Source organism: Phytohabitans sp. LZ39, from assembly GCF_059359075.1.
This window is the reverse complement of record NZ_JCADBM010000014.1, coordinates 254,505-269,977: the sequence shown is the minus strand read 5'-3', so window position 1 is coordinate 269,977 and position 15,473 is coordinate 254,505. Positions and strand designations below refer to the sequence as shown.

Sequence of the window (15,473 nt, the reverse complement as noted above, 5' to 3'; positions counted from 1 at the left end):
ATGGAACTGGTCAAGAAGGTCAACGCCGGCGAAGCCGTCGAACCCCGCATCATCACCAAGGAAACCACCTTCACCCAGGAGCAGGCCAAGACCGTCCTGCCCGAACGCCAGTACTGACCCGACCACGGCCGCCCCACCCTCCCGCATGGGGTGGGGCGGCCACCCATCGCCGCTAGAAGGGCAGGCAGGTGACCGAGGCCATCCTGACGATGACGGGGATCAGCAAGGAGTTCCCCGGCGTCAAGGCGCTGAGCGAGGTCGACTTCCGGATGCTGCCGGGTGAGGTGCACGCCCTCATGGGCGAAAACGGCGCCGGCAAGTCGACGCTCATCAAGGTGCTCACCGGGGTGTACGACATCGACCAGGGCGGCATCGTGCTGGACGGGCAGCCGGTCTCTTTCTCCGGGCCGCTGCAAGCGCAACACTCCGGCATCAGCACCGTCTACCAGGAGATCAACCTCTGTCCCAACCTGTCGGTGGCGGAGAACATCTTCATCGGGCGCGAGCCGCGCTTCCTCGGCCACATTCGATGGTCCACTGTAGAAAGACGGGCGAGCGAGCTGCTGCGCCGCCTCCAGCTCGACATCGACGTGTCGGCGCAGCTCGGCACGTACTCGATCGCGGTCCAGCAGATGGTGGCGATCGCCCGCGCGATCGACATCTCGGCCAAGGTGCTGATCCTCGACGAGCCGACGTCCAGCCTGGACGCCGGCGAGGTGCAGCAGCTCTTCCGGGTCATGCGGCAGCTCAAGGACGAGGGCATCGCGATCCTGTTCGTCACCCACTTCCTCGACCAGGTCTACGAGATCGCCGACCGGATCACCGTGCTGCGCAACGGCCGGCGGGTCGGCGAGTACCGGACCAGCGAGCTGACCCTCATCGACCTGATCGGGAAGATGATCGGCAAGGAGCTCGAGGTCCTGGAGCGGCTCGAAGACCGGCCCAAGCGGTTCCAGGAAGACAACGTGCCGCTGGTCGACGCGCGCGAGCTGGGACGCAAGGGCGCGGTGGCGCCGTTCAGCCTCACCATCCACAAGGGAGAGGTGGTCGGCCTGGCCGGCCTGCTCGGCTCCGGCCGCACCGAGGTGGCTCGCCTGCTCTACGGCGCGGACAAGGCCGACCACGGGCAACTGGCCGTCGACGGCCGGCCGGTGACGATGCGCGGGCCACGCACCGCGATGGCCAAGGACATCGCCTTCTGCTCCGAAAACCGCCGCACGGAGGGCCTCATCGAGGAGCTCACCGTGCGGGAGAACATCATCCTCGCCATGCAGGCCACCCGCGGCTGGACCCGGCCGATCCCGCGCCGCCGGCAGGACGAGCTCGTCGACCGGTACATCAAGGCGCTGGACATCCGGCCGGCCAACCCGGAGGCCCAGGTCCGCAACCTCTCCGGCGGCAACCAGCAGAAGGTGCTGCTGGCCCGCTGGCTCATCACCGAGCCGCGGCTGCTGATCCTCGACGAGCCGACCCGCGGCATCGACATCGGCGCCAAGACGGAGATCCAGCGCCTCGTCGCGCAGCTCTCCGACGGCGGCATGGCCGTGCTCTTCGTCTCGGCGGAGCTGGAGGAGGTGCTGCGGCTGAGCCACAAGGTGGCGGTGCTGCGCGACCGCCACCTGATCGCCGAGCTGCCCAACGACGACACCCTCGACGTCGACCGCGTCATGGAAACCATCGCCAGTGGAGCCAAGCCGTGAACACCCTGGTCAAACATCGCCTCTTCTGGCCGGTCGCCATGCTGGTGGTCCTGCTGCTGTCCAACCTGATCTTCACGCCGAACTTCTTCAGCGTCGAGGTGCGCGACGGCCACCTGTACGGCAGCCTGATCGACATCGTCCGCTTCGGCGCGCCGCTGATCCTGGTGGCGCTCGGCATGACGCTGGTCATCGCCACCGGCGGCATCGACCTGTCGGTCGGCTCGGTGGTCGCGATCTGCGGCGCGTTCGCCTGCTGGCGGATCAGTGAGCAGGGCGACCAGAACAGCGTGGCCGGTGTGGCCGTCGCGGTCGCGCTGGCGCTCGGGCTGGCCCTGCTGCTCGGCGCCTGGAACGGCCTCCTGGTCGCGGTCATCGGCATCCAGCCGATCATCGCCACGCTCATCCTGATGGTCGCCGGCCGCGGCCTGGCCCAGCTCATCACCGACGGCCAGATCATCACGATCAACAGCTCGCCGTACAAGCGGATCGGCGGCGGCTACCTCTTCACCGTGCCGGTCGCGATCCTTATCGCGCTCGCGGTCACGGCGCTGGCCGTGCTGCTGACCCGCCGCACCGCGCTCGGCATGCTCATCGAGTCGGTCGGCGGCAACGCCGAGGCCAGCCGCCTCGCCGGCATCCACTCGCGGCGGATCACGATGATGGCGTACATCGTGGCGGGCCTGTGCGCCGGCATCGCCGGGCTGATGATCAGCTCGAACGTGTCCAGCGCGGACGGCAACAACGCCGGCCTCTGGTACGAGCTCGACGCGATCCTCGCCGTCGTCATCGGCGGCACGTCGCTGGCCGGTGGGCGGTTCTCCATCGCGGGCACCGTCGTCGGCGCGCTGCTCATCCAGACGCTCACCACGACCATCTACACCACGGGTATCCCGCCGGAGACCACGCTGCTGTTCAAGGCACTCGTCGTGACGATCGTGTGCCTGGTGCAGTCGCCGGCCTTCCGCGCCAAGGTCTTCCAAGGCCGGCGCCGACGACCCGCGGCGCCACCGGCCGGACCCACCGCCGCCACGACGGAGAAGGTCGAGGTGCCGGCATGACGACCTTCGCCGACGTGCGGTCCCGGCTGGCCCGGCCGCAGCAGCGCAAGTACCTGCCGCTCTACGCCACCCTCGCCCTGCTCGCGCTCATGTACGGCAGCGGTGTGGTGCAGTACGAGGCGTTCAGCGATCCGCAGGTTGTGTTGAACGTGTTCATCGACAACGGCTTCCTGCTCGTGGTCGCGGTGGGCATGACGTTCGTGATCCTGACCGGCGGCATCGACCTGTCGGTCGGCTCGGTGGTCGCGCTCACGACGATGGTGTCGGCCGCGCTGCTGGAGCAGGCGCACTGGCCTGCGCTCGTGGTGCTCCCGATCGCGCTGCTCATCGGCCCCACGCTCGGCTTCGCGATGGGCTGCATCATCCACTACTTCGAGATCCAGCCGTTCATCGTCACGCTCGCCGGCATGTTCCTCGCCCGCGGCCTCTGCTACACGATCGGCACCGAGTCGATCCGGATCAACGATCCATTCTGGACGAAGATGGCCGACTCGATCCACATCGGCGAGTACCGCATCTCCCCCAGCGTCATCATCGCGCTCGTGGTAGTGCTCGTCGCGGCGTACGTGCTGGCGTTCACCCGGTTCGGCCGCAACACGTACGCGATTGGCGGCAACCCGCGCTCCGCGCACCTGATGGGCCTGCCGATCGCCCGCACCCGCATCGGCGTCTACACGATCAGCGGCTTCTGCTCCGCCCTCGGCGGCGTCCTTTTCACGTTCTACCTGCCCTCGGGAAACAGCCTGCACGCGGTCGGCATGGAGCTCGACGCGATCGCCGCGGTCGTCATCGGCGGCACGCTGCTGACCGGCGGCACAGGGTTTGTGCTCGGCACCGTGCTCGGCGTGCTGGTGCTCGGGCTGATCCAGACCCTCATCACCTTCGACGGCCGGCTCAGCTCCTGGTGGACGAAGATCGTGATCGGCGCGCTGCTGTTCGCGTTCATCCTCCTCCAGCGGCTGATCACCCCTCGCAAGCGCTGAGACCCGCCGCCTTCGCGGCGGGTTTCTCGCGCGCTTCTGTGTTAGCGCAAACATACGGAGGTCTCGATGAAGCTCCTCCCCGCTCTCGCGCTCCTCGTCCCCTTCGTCGTCGCGACGCCGCCCGCCGTGGCGGCGGCCGACCCGGTCCTGCCGTCCGGTGCCGTGGTCGACGAGTTCGACGGCACCACGCTCGGCCCTGACTGGACGGTCCTGTCCCCCGACGACTCCCGTTGGTCGGTCTCCGGCGGCGCGCTGCGCCTGGAGACCCTCGCCGGCGACACGTACCAGGGCGTCAACACCGCCCGCAACCTCTTCCTCGTCGACATCCCGGCCGGCGACTTCGAGATCGTCACCCGGGTGAGCGCGCCGGTCGCGCTCGACTTCCAAAACGCCGGGCTGCTCGCCTGGCAGGACTGGGACAACTACGTGCGCGTCGGGCTCTGCCACGTCGGCTCCGCCGGTGGGCCGGTGATCGAGACCGACCGCGAGGTGGGCGCCGCGTTCAGCGCGAGCTTCGCGGCCCGGCCCGGCTCGACGGCCGAGACGCTCAAGTTGGCCCGCACCGGCGACGAGTTCGTATCGTCCTATTGGGACGGTGCCGCGTGGGTGGAGGCCGGGCGGGTGACCGCCGACCTCGACGTGCGGCAGGTCGGGCTGTTCGGCCTCTCGGCGCAGAACGGCACCGCGATCCGCGCCGACTTCGACTACTTCGCGGTCCAGGCGAGCCCGGGGCGACCGGTCACACCGGTGGGACCGTTCACACTGCGGGCGCCCGGCGTCAACCTGAGCGCCGACCGGTCCGGTGTGGTGCGGGTATCTTCCGATCCGCCGAAGAACGGCCTGGTGCTGACGCCGTCGGGTGGCCTGCTCAGGGACACCGCCAGCGGGCGGTACCTGCGCGCCGGCACACCGGTGCGGCTCTCCTCCACCGGTTCGGAGTTCCAGCTCACCGACGCCGGCGGGGGCAAGGCCGTGCTCACCTCCGGCGGCCTGAACGTCTCGGTCAGCGGCGGCCGCCTGGTGACCGGCACGGCGCCGCCGACCAAGTTCCGGGTCGAGGAGTTCGCCTCCGGGGACCTCACCGTGGACACCCGGTCCCGGGGCACGGCGGTCAGCCCCAACCTGTACGGCGTGTTCTACGAGGACATCAACCACGCGGCGGACGGCGGCCTCTACGCCGAGCTGGTGCGGAACCGGTCGTTCGAGTTCGACGCGAGCGACAACGCGTCTTATACGGGGATGACCGCGTGGAGCCCGGTGTCGCGCGGGGCGGCGGCTTCCCCCGTCGTCGCCGCGGAGGCTCCGCTGAACGCGAACAACCGCAACTACCTGCGGTTGGACGTTACCGGTGACGGCACCGCCGGGGTGAGCAACGCGGGGTTCAACCGTGGGCTGCCGCTGCGGGCGGGTAAGCGGTACGACCTGTCGCTGTGGGCCCGGCGGCCCGTCGACTCGGCTCCGCTGACCGTGACTGTCGAGGATGGAGGGTCGGTGCTCGGCACGGCCACCCTTCACGTGCGAGCCGGCGCGTGGGCGAAGTACACGGCCTCGTTCCGGGCGTCCGGCACCACCGACGCCGGGCGGCTCGTCGTCCAGGCGCCCGCCGGCCGGACCGACCTCGACATGGTCTCGCTGTTTCCGCGCGACACGTTCAAGGGGCGCAAGAACGGGCTCCGTGCCGACCTCGCGAAGATGGTCGCCGACCTCCAGCCGCGGTTCGTGCGCTTCCCCGGCGGGTGCGTGACCAACGTGGGCACCTACGACCCGTACTCGGTGAACCAGGACCGGCGCCGCATCTACCAGTGGAAGGAGACGCTCGGGCCGGTCGAGGAGCGGCCGACGAACTTCAACTTCTGGGGCTACAACCAGTCGTACGGCATCGGCTACTTCGAGTACTTCCAGTTCGCCGAGGACGTCGGCGCCGAGCCCCTGCCGGTGCAGTCGGTCGGCGTCAACGCGTGCGGGCAGAGCCGGCGGCTGACCGACGAGCAGAAGCTCGCCCAGTACGTGCAGGACACGCTCGACCTCGTCGAGTTCGCCAACGGGCCGGTCACCTCGCCGTGGGGCGCGCGGCGGGCGGCGATGGGGCATCCGAAACCGTTCGGCCTTGAATATGTCGGCCTGGGTAACGAGGAAGGCGACGAGTACTTCTTCACGACCTACCCGAAATTCGCCGCCGCGATCCGCGCCAAGTACCCGGACATCAAGATAATCAGCAACTCCGGCGCGATCTCGCAGGGCCCGTGGTTCGACCGGATGTGGCAGTTCGCCCGCGACCAGGGCGCCGACCTGGTCGACGAGCACTACTACAACAGCCCGAGCTGGTTCCTGGCCAACAACCACCGGTACGACACGTACGACCGGAGCGGGCCGAAGGTGTTCGTCGGCGAGTACGCCTCGCAGGGCAACACGTTCGGCAACGCGCTCGCCGAGGCGTCGTACCTGACCGGGATCGAGCGCAACTCGGACGTCATCGAGCTGGCCTCGTACGCCCCGCTGCTGTCCAACGTGGACTATGTCAACTGGACACCGGACCTGATCTGGTTCGACAACGACCAGTTGTACGGCTCGCCGAGCTACTACGTGCAGAAGCTGTTCTCCACGAACGTCGGCGAGCGGATCGTGCCGAGCGCGTTCCGCGGCGGCGGTGTGCGGCCGGTGCCCGACATCGCCGGCGCCGTCGGCCTCGGCTCGTGGAACACGCAGGTGCGCTACGACGACGTGAAGGTGACCGCGGCCGACGGCACGGTGCTCTTCGCGGACGACTTCTCCACCGGCGCCTCCCGGTGGACGCCCGGCCTGGGCACCTGGGCTGTGGAAGACGGCGCCTACGTGCAGACCGCGAACGTGACCGACGCCCGCTCGACGGCCGGCTCGGTCGACTGGTCCAACTACACGATGGAGGTGACCGCGCGGAAGACCGCCGGCGCCGAAGGCTTCCTGGTCATGTTCGGCGTACGGGACACCGGAAACTTCTACTGGTGGAACGTGGGCGGCTGGAACAACACCCAGTCCGCGATCGAGAAGGCCACCAACGGCGCGAAGTCGTCGATCGCCACCTCGGCCACCACGGTCGAGACCGGCCGCGACTACCGCCTCAAGATCCAGGTGACCGGTCGCACGATCACCACGTGGCTCGACGGACAACAGGTCAACAGCTTCGTCGACAGCGCCACGGTGGAGCCGCTCTACCAGGTGGTGTCCCGGGACGGGAAGGCGGTCACGCTCAAGGTCGTCAACGCGCAGGACACCGGCGTGCGCACCACCGTACGGCTCGACGGCCGCCGCGTGTGGCCGACCGCCACGGTGACGACGCTGACCGGCGAGCCGGGCGACGTCAACTCGCTCGCGCAGCCGACCCGGGTGTCCCCGGTGGAGCGCCGGGTCGGCGGCTTCTCGAACGGGTTCACGTACGACTTCCCCGCCCACTCGGTGACGTTCATCAGGCTGACGGAGAAGTGACCACGCGTCCGCGGGGCTGCCCGGTTGGTGGGCGGGTAGCTCCGCGGCGGGCCGCTGGGCGGTCCACCCCGCGCCCGGTTCGCCGGGCACCCCAGGTCGTCGGACGGGCTGACCGACCGCCTGCGGCAGGGAGTGGACCGCCCGGCGGCCACCCCCCGCACGGGCCCGGCCACCTGACCTTGGCATGAACGAGAGGTTGCCAGCGGGTGAATCGCTGTCCAGGATCGTGGGATGGCTGAACTTGACCGGCGTACCCTCCTCCGCGGCACCGCCGCCGCGGGCGGCGCACTGATCGGCGGGCCTTTCCTCGGGTTCGTCAACCGCGCTGGCGCGGCGGGCGCCACCGCACACGCGCCCCGGCTCGGGCCGATCCCCGACCTGCGCGACGGCAAGGTGCGACTCTGGCTGCCCGAGGGCTTCCAGTACCGCTCCTTTCACGACACCGAGTCACCCGTCACCCTCGACGACGGCACCGCGCTCCCCGGCCGCCACGACGGCATGGGCGCGTTCCGCGGCCGCGGCGGACGGTACGTCCTGGTGCGCAACCACGAGCTCAACAGCCCCGGGCCCGCCTTCGGCGACGCCACGCGGGCGTACGACCCGATGGCGCAGGGCGGCACCACCACCGTCGAGGTCACCCGGTACGGCGAGGTGGTGCACGCGTACACAAGCTGCAACGGCACGATGATGAACTGCTCCGGCGGCCGCATGCCGTGGGGCAGCTGGATCACCTGCGAGGAGACGGTCAACGGGCCCGACGTCGGGCCCGACTTCACCGGCACCTCCAACGTGCCGCTCACGCGGCCGCACGGCTTCGTCTTCGAGGTGCCGGTCGACGGACGATCCAGCGGCGAGCCGATCACCGCCGCCGGCCGCTTCGCCCACGAGTCCGTCGCCTACGACCCGCACAGCGGATGCCTCTACCTGACCGAGGACAACTTCGGCTGGCCGTCGGGCTTCTACCGGTACAAGCCGCGCCGCCACCCCCGCGGCAGCGGCCGGCTGGACAACCGGGGGCGGCTGCAAATGCTCGCCGTGCGCGGGCGACCCAACCTCGACCTCGCCGCCAGTCAGGCGCGCCGGGCCTCGTACAAGGTGGAGTGGGTGGACATCGACGACCCGGCGCCCACTTTCCCGTACACGCCCGGTCAGCCGGCGGCGACCACCAACGACACCGCGCTCACCCACGTCGCCCGGCAGGGCTGGGCCCAGGGCGCGGCGTACTTCTCCCGCCTGGAAGGCTCGGCGTACGACGACGGCGTCGTCTACTTCACCTCCACCCAGGGTGGCGGGCCGGCGGAGACGTCACTGGGCCCGATCGCCGACGGGTTCGGCAACGGCCACGGGCAGATCTGGGCGTACCACACCCGCTCGGCGCGGCTCCAGTTGCTCTACGAGTCGCCCGGCCCGGACGTGCTCGACTTTCCGGACAACGTCACGACCAGCCCCCGCGGCACGCTCGTCGTCTGCGAGGACAACGTCGCCGACAACTACGTGCGCGGGCTGACCAGCGGCGGGCGGCTCTTCGACATCGCCCTCAACCGGCTCACCAGCAGCACCGGCGCGGACCGGTCGAACGACGAGTTCGCCGGCTCCACGTTCAGCCCGGACGGGCACACCCTCTTCGTGAACATCCAGGCCAGCCGCGGGCTAACGTTTGCGATCTGGGGCCCGTGGCGCCGGATCGGCGTGTAGCCGCCGCTCCCGCTTTTCCTCCTCCTCGTCGACGGCCTCGGCGACCGCGGTCGTCAGGTCGTCGCCGGGGATGGCGATGCTCTCGGCCGTGTCTTCGAGCTGGTCGTCCGGGCGCCGGTCCGGCATCGTGCCCTCGCCCGCGTAGCCGTACGGGTTGGGCTCATGTGCTGTGCTCACCGCGCGTGGGTACCCTCCCCGACCGGCGATATGCGGCCGGCCCGACGAATCTGATCGCGGCGCGCGGGTAGCCATCCCCTGACCCGACGACGAGGGGGAACGCACGATGACTCAACACAAAGGGATCCGCACGGGCCCGGAAACCTCGCGGTCGCTGCGGTACGCGCAGGAGATCACCTCCCCGGACGACCGGCCGGAGCGCCCCGGCCGGAGCCTCGTCACCGCCGACCGCGCGGTGATCCAGCAGTGGGCGGACCGGCGCGACGCCGCACCGGCGACGGTGGACGGCACCGAACACGACGGGCGGGCCGGGGTGCTGACCTTCGTCTTCCCGCTGGGCGACAGCGACGGGCGGCTGCGCCGGATCAGCTGGGACGAATGGTTCAGGACCTTCGACGAGCGCCACCTCAACTTCATCTACCAGGAGGAGCGCAGCGACGGCCGGCAGAGCAACTTCTTCCGGCTGGAGAACCCCTGCCGCGAGGACGCCTGACCCGTGGCCGGGAGGCCCCGCGTGCTGCTCTACACCAGCGTCAGCGCGGTGGGCGGCGCGGAGGTCGCGCTGGGCCACCTCGTCGGCGGCCTCGGCGACGCGTACGACGTGCACGTGGCCGGCCTCCACGAACCCGTGGTGCGATGGCTGGCCGGGTACCGCCCCGGCGTGCCGGGACACGTGACCGGCGGCGGCGTGCTGGCGCACGCGCGGCTGCTGCGCCGCCTGCGCCCCGACGTGGTGCAGGCCAACCTCGAGGTGCCGTGGGCGTCGCCGACCATGCTGGGCGCGGCCTTGGCACTGCGGCGGCCGCGGGTCCTCGCCGTGCAGCACATGGCCGCGCGCACCGTCGACCTGGCGCTCCTGCTCCGCACGCGGGCGCTCGCGCTGCGGCTGGACGGCAACGTCGCGGTCAGCGGCGACGGGGCCAAGCGGATCGAGGACTTCTACGCCCTCGGCCGCGGCTCGGTGCACGTGATCCACAACGGCGTGCCGCCCCCCGTGGTCATAAGGACCCGCCCGCACCGCGATGTGGTCGTGGGCTGCGTGGGCCGCCTCGACCCGGTCAAGGGACAGGACGTGCTGATCGACGCCCTGACCCGGCTGCCGGGCGTGCGGGCCAGGCTGATCGGGTCGGGCGCCCAGGAGGCCGCGCTGCGTGCCCGCGCGGCGCGGCTCGGCGTCGCGGACCGGGTGGAGCTGACCGGCTGGAGCGACCGGGTGCCCGACCTCTTGGGCGATGTGGACATCTACTGCCAGCCGTCCCGCTACGAGACGCTCGGGCTGGCCCTCGTCGAGGCGATGGGCGCCGGCCTGCCCTGCGTCGCCAGCGCCACCGGCGGCGTGCCCGAGCTCCTCGACGGCGGCCGCTGCGGGCGGCTCGTGCCCACCGGCGACCCGGCCGCGCTCGCAGGGGCGATCGGCCGCCTGGCCGCCGACCCGGTCGCCCGGGAACGGCTCGGCCGGCGGGCCCGCGAGCGGACCCTCGCCGCGTTCACCGCCGCGCGGATGGCGGCGCGGTACGAGTCGCTCTGGGCGCGGACGCTCGCCGCTCCCCCGGCCGCACGGCTCCGCCCGCACCCGCCCAAGCCGTGAGTCACTCATAGGAGATCGCCCGCAGCACGTGACCCTGGCCGCGCGGGCCGCCGGGAGCAGCGGGCCCAAACCGGGCAATGCATTGACTGCCGTCGGCGTTCTGCCCTAGCCTTCGGAGGAGGAAACCGCTTTCTTCAGGAGGTGTATGGACGAAACGCCCTGGTCGACCCGCGTGGACGGTGCGATCCGTCCGCGGCTCTCCGCTCGTTGACCTGGGCACTCTTGCGCATTCCAGACCGGCAAGAGTTCCCACGGAAGGTCACGACAGACAATGTCAGTTCGAAAGATCAGTAGATGGCGTGGCGGCATCATCGTCGGGGCGGCCGCCACCGCGCTTGTCGTCGCCGGCATCGGCGGCGCGCACTTCGCCGCGGCCGACGCGCCACCCGCGACGGGTCAGGTGACGCTCACCGAGACCATGGCGGTCAGCGGCACGTTCGACGGCACCAACCGCCGCTTCATCGGCGGCGGCGACCTCGGCGGCGGGGGCCAGGACGAGGGGCAGGACCCGCTGTTCCGCCTCGCCAACGGCGCCACGCTGGAAAACGTCATCATCGGCGCGCCCGCGGCCGACGGCGTGCACTGCCAGGGCACCTGCACGTTGCGCAACGTGTTCTGGGAGGACGTGGGGGAAGACGCCGCCACCTTCCGGGGCACCGGCGCGACCGTCGTGATCGAGGGCGGCGGGGCGAGCGGCGCGGAGGACAAGGTGTTCCAGGACAATCGGGGCGCGGGCGGCTCGGTGACGATCCGCGACTTCGAGGTCGAGGACTTCGGCAAGCTGTACCGCTCCTGCGGCAACTGCTCCACCCAGGCCCGGCGCGACGTGGTGTTGAGCAATGTCACCGCCACCGCGCCCGGTGACGTGCTCGTGGGCATCAACGTCAACTTCGGCGACACCGCGCGGCTCTCCGGGGTCACCATCAACGGCGGTGACATCGGGCTCTGCGACCTCTTCGAGGGCAACGACAGCGGCGACGAGCCGGAGAAGGTGGGCGAGGGTCCGAACGGCACCAACTGCGTGGTCTCCTAAAGGGCCATCCCGCCGGTCCGGGCGCGATCACCCGGACCGGCGGACCAGCAGAACCGAAGCAACCATCACCCTGACCGGCGCGGCGGCAACCGAACCGATCGCCCGGACCGGCCGAGCAGCAGAGCCCAAGGAACCATCACCCGGACCGGCGCAGCAGCAGCCAGTTCACCGCCCACAGGCCGACCCCCGCGAGCAGCAGCCACAGCGCCAGCACGTAGATCGACGCCTCGCGCGTGATCGGCAGCAGGAAGACCGCCGAGACGAGGGCGCCCAGGACCAGTACCACCGTGGGGGCCCGGAAGTGCTGATGGGCGACCGGATCGCGGCGCAGGACCAGCGCGGAGGCGTTGACCAGCAGGAAGACCGCGGTCAGCAGCAGCACCGTGGTGTCCGACAGGTCGCCCAGGTCGTCGACGGTGGCCAGCAGCAGGATCGACAGGCCGCTCGTGAACGCGATCGCCACCCACGGCGTGCGGCGCGTGGACAGGCGGCCGAAGGCGCCGGGGAGTACGCCGCGGCCGGCCATGCCGTACAGCAGGCGGGAGGCCATCAGCATGTTGATCAGCATGGTGTTGGCGACCGCGAAGATCGAGACGGCCGAGAAGATCTCCTCGACGGGCAGGTCGGGCGCGCCGCGGCGGACCACCTCCAGCAGCGGGCCGGTCGACTCGGTGAGCACGTCGAGCGGGACGGTCATGGCGGCGGTGAAGGCGACCAGCAGGTACACGACGGCGGCCAGCAGCAGGCCGGTCACCATCGCGGGTGGGAAGGTGCGGCTGGGTTCCTTGGTCTCCTCGGCGAGGTTGACCGAGTCCTCGAAGCCGAGGAACGCGTAGAACGCCGTCGCGGCCCCGGCCAGCACGCCGGTCACCACGCCGAAGCCGGACCCGGCCAGCTCGAACGCCTGCGCGGGCGCGCCGTCGCCGCGGGCGAGCACGACCGCGCCGATCCCGATGACGAACAGCAGGCCGGCGAGCTCGACGACGGTGATGGCGATGTTGACGCGCACCGACTCGGCGACGCCCCACAGGTTGATCGCCGCGACCAGCAGGATCGCCGCGACGCCGATGAGCACGGTCGGCGGTGACTCGACGCCGGTCAGGCCGGTGAAGTAGTCGCCGCCAACCCGGCTCGCGGCGAAGGTGGCCGAGGTGACGCCCGAGGCCATGATGGCGAACGTGACGAGGAACGTCAGGAACGGCAGCCGGAACGCCCGGTCGGTGTAGAGCGCGCCGCCCGCGGCCTGCGGGTACTTGGTGACCAGCTCCAGGTAGGCGAACGCGGTCAGGAACGCGAGCGCGAACGCCACCAGGAACGCCAGCCAGATCGCGCCACCCACCTCGCCGCCGACCTCGCCGGTCAGCGAGTAGATGCCGGCGCCGAGGATGTCGCCGAGGATGAAGAACGCCAGCATGGGCCGGCTGATCACGCGCCGCAGGCCGGTGTCGGCCTCTGCCGTCGAGGTCACCTTCCCCTGGTACCCAATTAGGCGGCCGTCGATGCGGTCAGGTCAGGCGGACCGACAGCCCCTTGCCGCCGAACTCCTCGCATACGAACACGGGCTCGGCCGGCGTGCTCCGCTCCTCGTCGTACCGGTAGCCGATCTCGGCGAACTCGCGGATCGCGCCCTCCTTGACCCGCCCGGTCACCAGCCACCGCGCGAACGCACCACGGGCGATCTTGGCGTGCACGACCACGAACTTCGCCACCCCGGACGCCGCGTCCACGGTGAGGAACCGCGGCGTGACCACCCGCGCCGGGTCGACGTGCGGGAGGACGGTCCGGCTGTACTCGCCCGCCGCCAGGTTGACGATCCGCCCCTTCGCCGGCAGCTGCTCCGCGATCGCGGTGCCCCAGAAGGTGTAGAGGTTGCCGCGCGGAAGCCGGTAGCCCATCTCCAGCCGGTACGGGCTGATGCCGTCGAACGGGCGCAGGATGCCGTAGAGGCCGGAGAGGATGCGCAGGTGCTTGTCCGCGTACGCGCGGTCGGCCGCCGTGAACGTGTCGACCTGGAGCCCGCTGTAGATGTCGCCGACGAACGTGGCGGCCGCGGGCGCCTGGCGGTCCGGCTTGGTGCTCCACTCCTCGTGCGTGTCGCGCACCTTGGCGGCGAGGTCGGCGGAGACCTTCATGACCCGGGCCAGCTCGGCCGGCGAGAGGGTCCGCAGGTACCCGACGAGCTCCTCGGCCCGGTCGAGGAGGGCGGGCGTGCCGGTGGGGGCGAGCCCCGACGTGGGCGGGCGCATCGTCTTCGAGCTGTGCATCAAGATGATCATTTGGTTGGCGGTACCTCCCGAATCGAGGCTCATTATGCGGCCCGGACGGCCCGCTGCCCGGTCCCGGACACGGCCCACACCAGCGGCGGCGAGCCCTCCGCCGGATATCCGCACCGCCTCACCGTCGACGGCCGCTCGCCTCGTGCGTCCAGATGAGACAGTCGTGCCACACGTCCTGGGCCGGGTCGTCCGCCGCCCAGGTGCGGCAGTGGCGGGGCATCCGCTCCTCGTAGCGGTAGCCGGCGCTCTCCGCCAGCCGCAGCGAGGGCGCGTTGTCCGGGTCGATCTCCAGCCAGACGCGGGTCAGGCCGGCGTGCGCGTGTGCCCAGGCGGTGACCGCCCGCACCGCCCGCCGGCCGAGCCCTTCCCGGCGCCGCTCCGGCCGCACCCAGTAGGCCAGCTCCGCCGCGCCCGGCCCGGAGGGCATGAGGCCGAGCGCGGCGACCAGCCGCGGCCCGTCGAGCACGCCGTAGGAGACCTGCTCCGCCTCCCACGCGCGCAGCGCCGCCCGCGCGTCGTCCTGCGAGTAGGGACCGGCCGGACGCGGCCCCCACAGGGCGGGCCGCCGCTCCGCGCGGGTCGCCTCCACCACCAGGTCCGCGTCACCGGCGACCAGCGTCCGCACGCGCAGGCCGTCGAGGTCCAGGTCCATCGTCGGGTACACGTCACTGCGCCCGCGCGTACCGGGACGGCGGCTCGCCGACGAGGCTGGCGAAGTCGCGGGTGAGGTGCGCCTGGTCGGCGTAGCCGAGCTCGGCCGCCAGCGCCACGAGGTCGAGGGCGGCGCCGGACGCCGCGCGGGCGGCCGCCTCGTGCAGCCGGTGGCGGCGGATGACCCACTTGGGGCCGACGCCGACGTACTCGGCGAAGAGCCGCTGGAGCCGCCGCACACCCACTCCCACCACCGCGGCCAGGTCGTCGACGCGGGTGATGCCGGGCTCGGCCGCCGCGCGGGCGACGGCGCCCGCGACGAGTGTCGCCGCCGCGTCGGGATCGGCCGGTGCACGGGTACCCAGGAAGTCGTCCATGAGTGCGGCGGCGGCCGGGTCGCCGGCGGCGAGGACGGCGTCGGCGAGACCGCGCGCCTCCGGGCCGAAGACGGCCTCGACCGGCAGGAAGCGGCCGGTGATCGAGGAGACCGGCGCGCCGAGGAAGGGCCGGAACCCGCCGGGGTGGAAGCGGGCGCCGAAGACGCGACCCGCGCCGCGCAGCACCTCGGCGAAGCGGCCGCGCGGCACGCCGGCCACCCGGCAGCGGCCGGCGGTGAAGGTGACGTTGACCGCGGGGTACGGCAGGACGCGCTGCTCGTACGGCTCTTCGCCGCGCAGGTCCCAGCTCACGATCCAGTAGTGCGCGACGAACGGGCGCAGCGCCGGCGCCGGCTCCACCGTGCTGAACCGGAACTTGCGCAGGCCCGCGGCCGGGTGCAGGATCGCCGGCATCCTGGCAGGTTAGCAAGGTCGCGTTTGTTCAAGACCGGGCCGGGCGCCGGCGCCTAGCC

Annotated in this window: 12 protein-coding genes and 1 pseudogene; 8 read left to right on the top strand and 5 right to left on the bottom strand. The window is 71.3% G+C overall.

Annotated elements, in window-relative coordinates; translation table 11 throughout:
* Nucleotides 1-209: 209 nt before the first annotated feature.
* The 5 genes from AC5L36_RS26500 to AC5L36_RS26480 all read left to right on the top strand — a co-directional run bounded on the left by AC5L36_RS26500 (nucleotide 210) and on the right by AC5L36_RS26480 (nucleotide 8,898).
* Nucleotides 210-1,700 carry a sugar ABC transporter ATP-binding protein gene (locus tag AC5L36_RS26500; protein WP_441221444.1) on the top strand — a complete coding sequence of 497 codons (1,491 nt, stop codon included), beginning with the start codon at nucleotides 210-212 and terminating at the stop codon, nucleotides 1,698-1,700.
* Nucleotides 1,701-1,738: 38 nt separating this feature from the next.
* A complete protein-coding gene (locus tag AC5L36_RS26495; RefSeq protein ID WP_441221442.1) occupies nucleotides 1,739-2,758 on the top strand; it encodes an ABC transporter permease in 1,020 nt (339 codons plus the stop codon).
* The gene (yjfF, locus tag AC5L36_RS26490; protein ID WP_441221416.1) at nucleotides 2,755-3,741 is read left to right on the top strand and encodes a galactofuranose ABC transporter, permease protein YjfF; all 987 of its coding nucleotides are present in this window, start codon (nucleotides 2,755-2,757) and stop codon (nucleotides 3,739-3,741) included. Before AC5L36_RS26495 ends, yjfF begins: the two co-directional genes overlap by 4 nt.
* A gap of 66 nt (nucleotides 3,742-3,807) precedes the next feature.
* Entirely contained in the window at nucleotides 3,808-7,203 is a 3,396-nt protein-coding gene (locus tag AC5L36_RS26485; protein WP_441221414.1) for an alpha-L-arabinofuranosidase family protein, read from the top strand.
* A gap of 231 nt (nucleotides 7,204-7,434) precedes the next feature.
* Entirely contained in the window at nucleotides 7,435-8,898 is a 1,464-nt protein-coding gene (locus AC5L36_RS26480; protein WP_441221412.1) for a PhoX family protein, read from the top strand.
* Here the strand turns inward: AC5L36_RS26480 and AC5L36_RS26475 are convergent.
* Nucleotides 8,854-9,075: a hypothetical protein gene (locus AC5L36_RS26475; RefSeq protein ID WP_441221410.1), complete on the bottom strand. Its 222-nt coding sequence runs from the start codon at nucleotides 9,073-9,075 to the stop codon at nucleotides 8,854-8,856. The two genes, AC5L36_RS26480 and AC5L36_RS26475, sit on opposite strands and share 45 nt — an antisense overlap.
* 124 nt (nucleotides 9,076-9,199) lie before the next feature.
* On the opposite strand from AC5L36_RS26475, the pseudogene AC5L36_RS26470 reads away from it, so the two are divergent.
* The 3 genes and pseudogenes from AC5L36_RS26470 to AC5L36_RS26460 all read left to right on the top strand — a co-directional run.
* Nucleotides 9,200-9,568: pseudogene (locus tag AC5L36_RS26470) on the top strand (hypothetical protein); the annotation flags it as partial.
* Between the two features lie 21 nt (nucleotides 9,569-9,589).
* Nucleotides 9,590-10,663, top strand: coding sequence for a glycosyltransferase family 4 protein (locus tag AC5L36_RS26465; RefSeq protein ID WP_441221408.1), 1,074 nt, complete (start codon nucleotides 9,590-9,592; stop codon nucleotides 10,661-10,663).
* Between the two features lie 271 nt (nucleotides 10,664-10,934).
* Nucleotides 10,935-11,696 carry a pectate lyase gene (locus AC5L36_RS26460; protein WP_441221406.1) on the top strand — a complete coding sequence of 254 codons (762 nt, stop codon included), beginning with the start codon at nucleotides 10,935-10,937 and terminating at the stop codon, nucleotides 11,694-11,696.
* Between the two features lie 136 nt (nucleotides 11,697-11,832).
* On the opposite strand, the gene AC5L36_RS26455 is transcribed toward AC5L36_RS26460, so the two are convergent.
* The 4 genes from AC5L36_RS26455 to AC5L36_RS26440 form a co-directional block, all read right to left on the bottom strand.
* Nucleotides 11,833-13,164 (bottom strand): APC family permease, encoded by a 1,332-nt coding sequence (locus AC5L36_RS26455; protein WP_441221405.1) that lies wholly within the window; start codon nucleotides 13,162-13,164, stop codon nucleotides 11,833-11,835.
* 37 nt (nucleotides 13,165-13,201) lie between these two features.
* Nucleotides 13,202-13,972 carry a YaaA family protein gene (locus AC5L36_RS26450; RefSeq protein ID WP_441221403.1) on the bottom strand — a complete coding sequence of 257 codons (771 nt, stop codon included), beginning with the start codon at nucleotides 13,970-13,972 and terminating at the stop codon, nucleotides 13,202-13,204.
* Nucleotides 13,973-14,090: 118 nt separating this feature from the next.
* A complete protein-coding gene (locus AC5L36_RS26445; RefSeq protein ID WP_441221401.1) occupies nucleotides 14,091-14,624 on the bottom strand; it encodes a GNAT family N-acetyltransferase in 534 nt (177 codons plus the stop codon).
* 13 nt (nucleotides 14,625-14,637) lie between these two features.
* Complete coding sequence (locus AC5L36_RS26440) at nucleotides 14,638-15,414, bottom strand: AraC family transcriptional regulator (RefSeq protein WP_441221399.1); 777 nt, start codon at nucleotides 15,412-15,414, stop codon at nucleotides 14,638-14,640.
* Nucleotides 15,415-15,473 lie beyond the last annotated feature (59 nt).

Excerpts from the sequence above, each read along its gene's own strand:
- AC5L36_RS26440 (WP_441221399.1), bottom strand. The coding sequence starts at position 15,414 with ATGCCGGCGATCCTGCACCCGGCCGCGGGCCTGCGCAAGTTCCGGTTC.
- AC5L36_RS26445 (WP_441221401.1), bottom strand. The coding sequence starts at position 14,624 with ATGGACCTGGACCTCGACGGCCTGCGCGTGCGGACGCTGGTCGCCGGT.
- AC5L36_RS26495 (WP_441221442.1), top strand. The coding sequence starts at position 1,739 with ATGCTGGTGGTCCTGCTGCTGTCCAACCTGATCTTCACGCCGAACTTC.
- AC5L36_RS26460 (WP_441221406.1), top strand. The coding sequence starts at position 10,935 with ATGTCAGTTCGAAAGATCAGTAGATGGCGTGGCGGCATCATCGTCGGG.
- AC5L36_RS26485 (WP_441221414.1), top strand. The coding sequence starts at position 3,808 with ATGAAGCTCCTCCCCGCTCTCGCGCTCCTCGTCCCCTTCGTCGTCGCG.
- AC5L36_RS26450 (WP_441221403.1), bottom strand. The coding sequence starts at position 13,972 with ATGATCATCTTGATGCACAGCTCGAAGACGATGCGCCCGCCCACGTCG.
- AC5L36_RS26500 (WP_441221444.1), top strand. The coding sequence starts at position 210 with ATGACGGGGATCAGCAAGGAGTTCCCCGGCGTCAAGGCGCTGAGCGAG.
- yjfF (WP_441221416.1), top strand. The coding sequence starts at position 2,755 with ATGACGACCTTCGCCGACGTGCGGTCCCGGCTGGCCCGGCCGCAGCAG.
- AC5L36_RS26480 (WP_441221412.1), top strand. The coding sequence starts at position 7,435 with ATGGCTGAACTTGACCGGCGTACCCTCCTCCGCGGCACCGCCGCCGCG.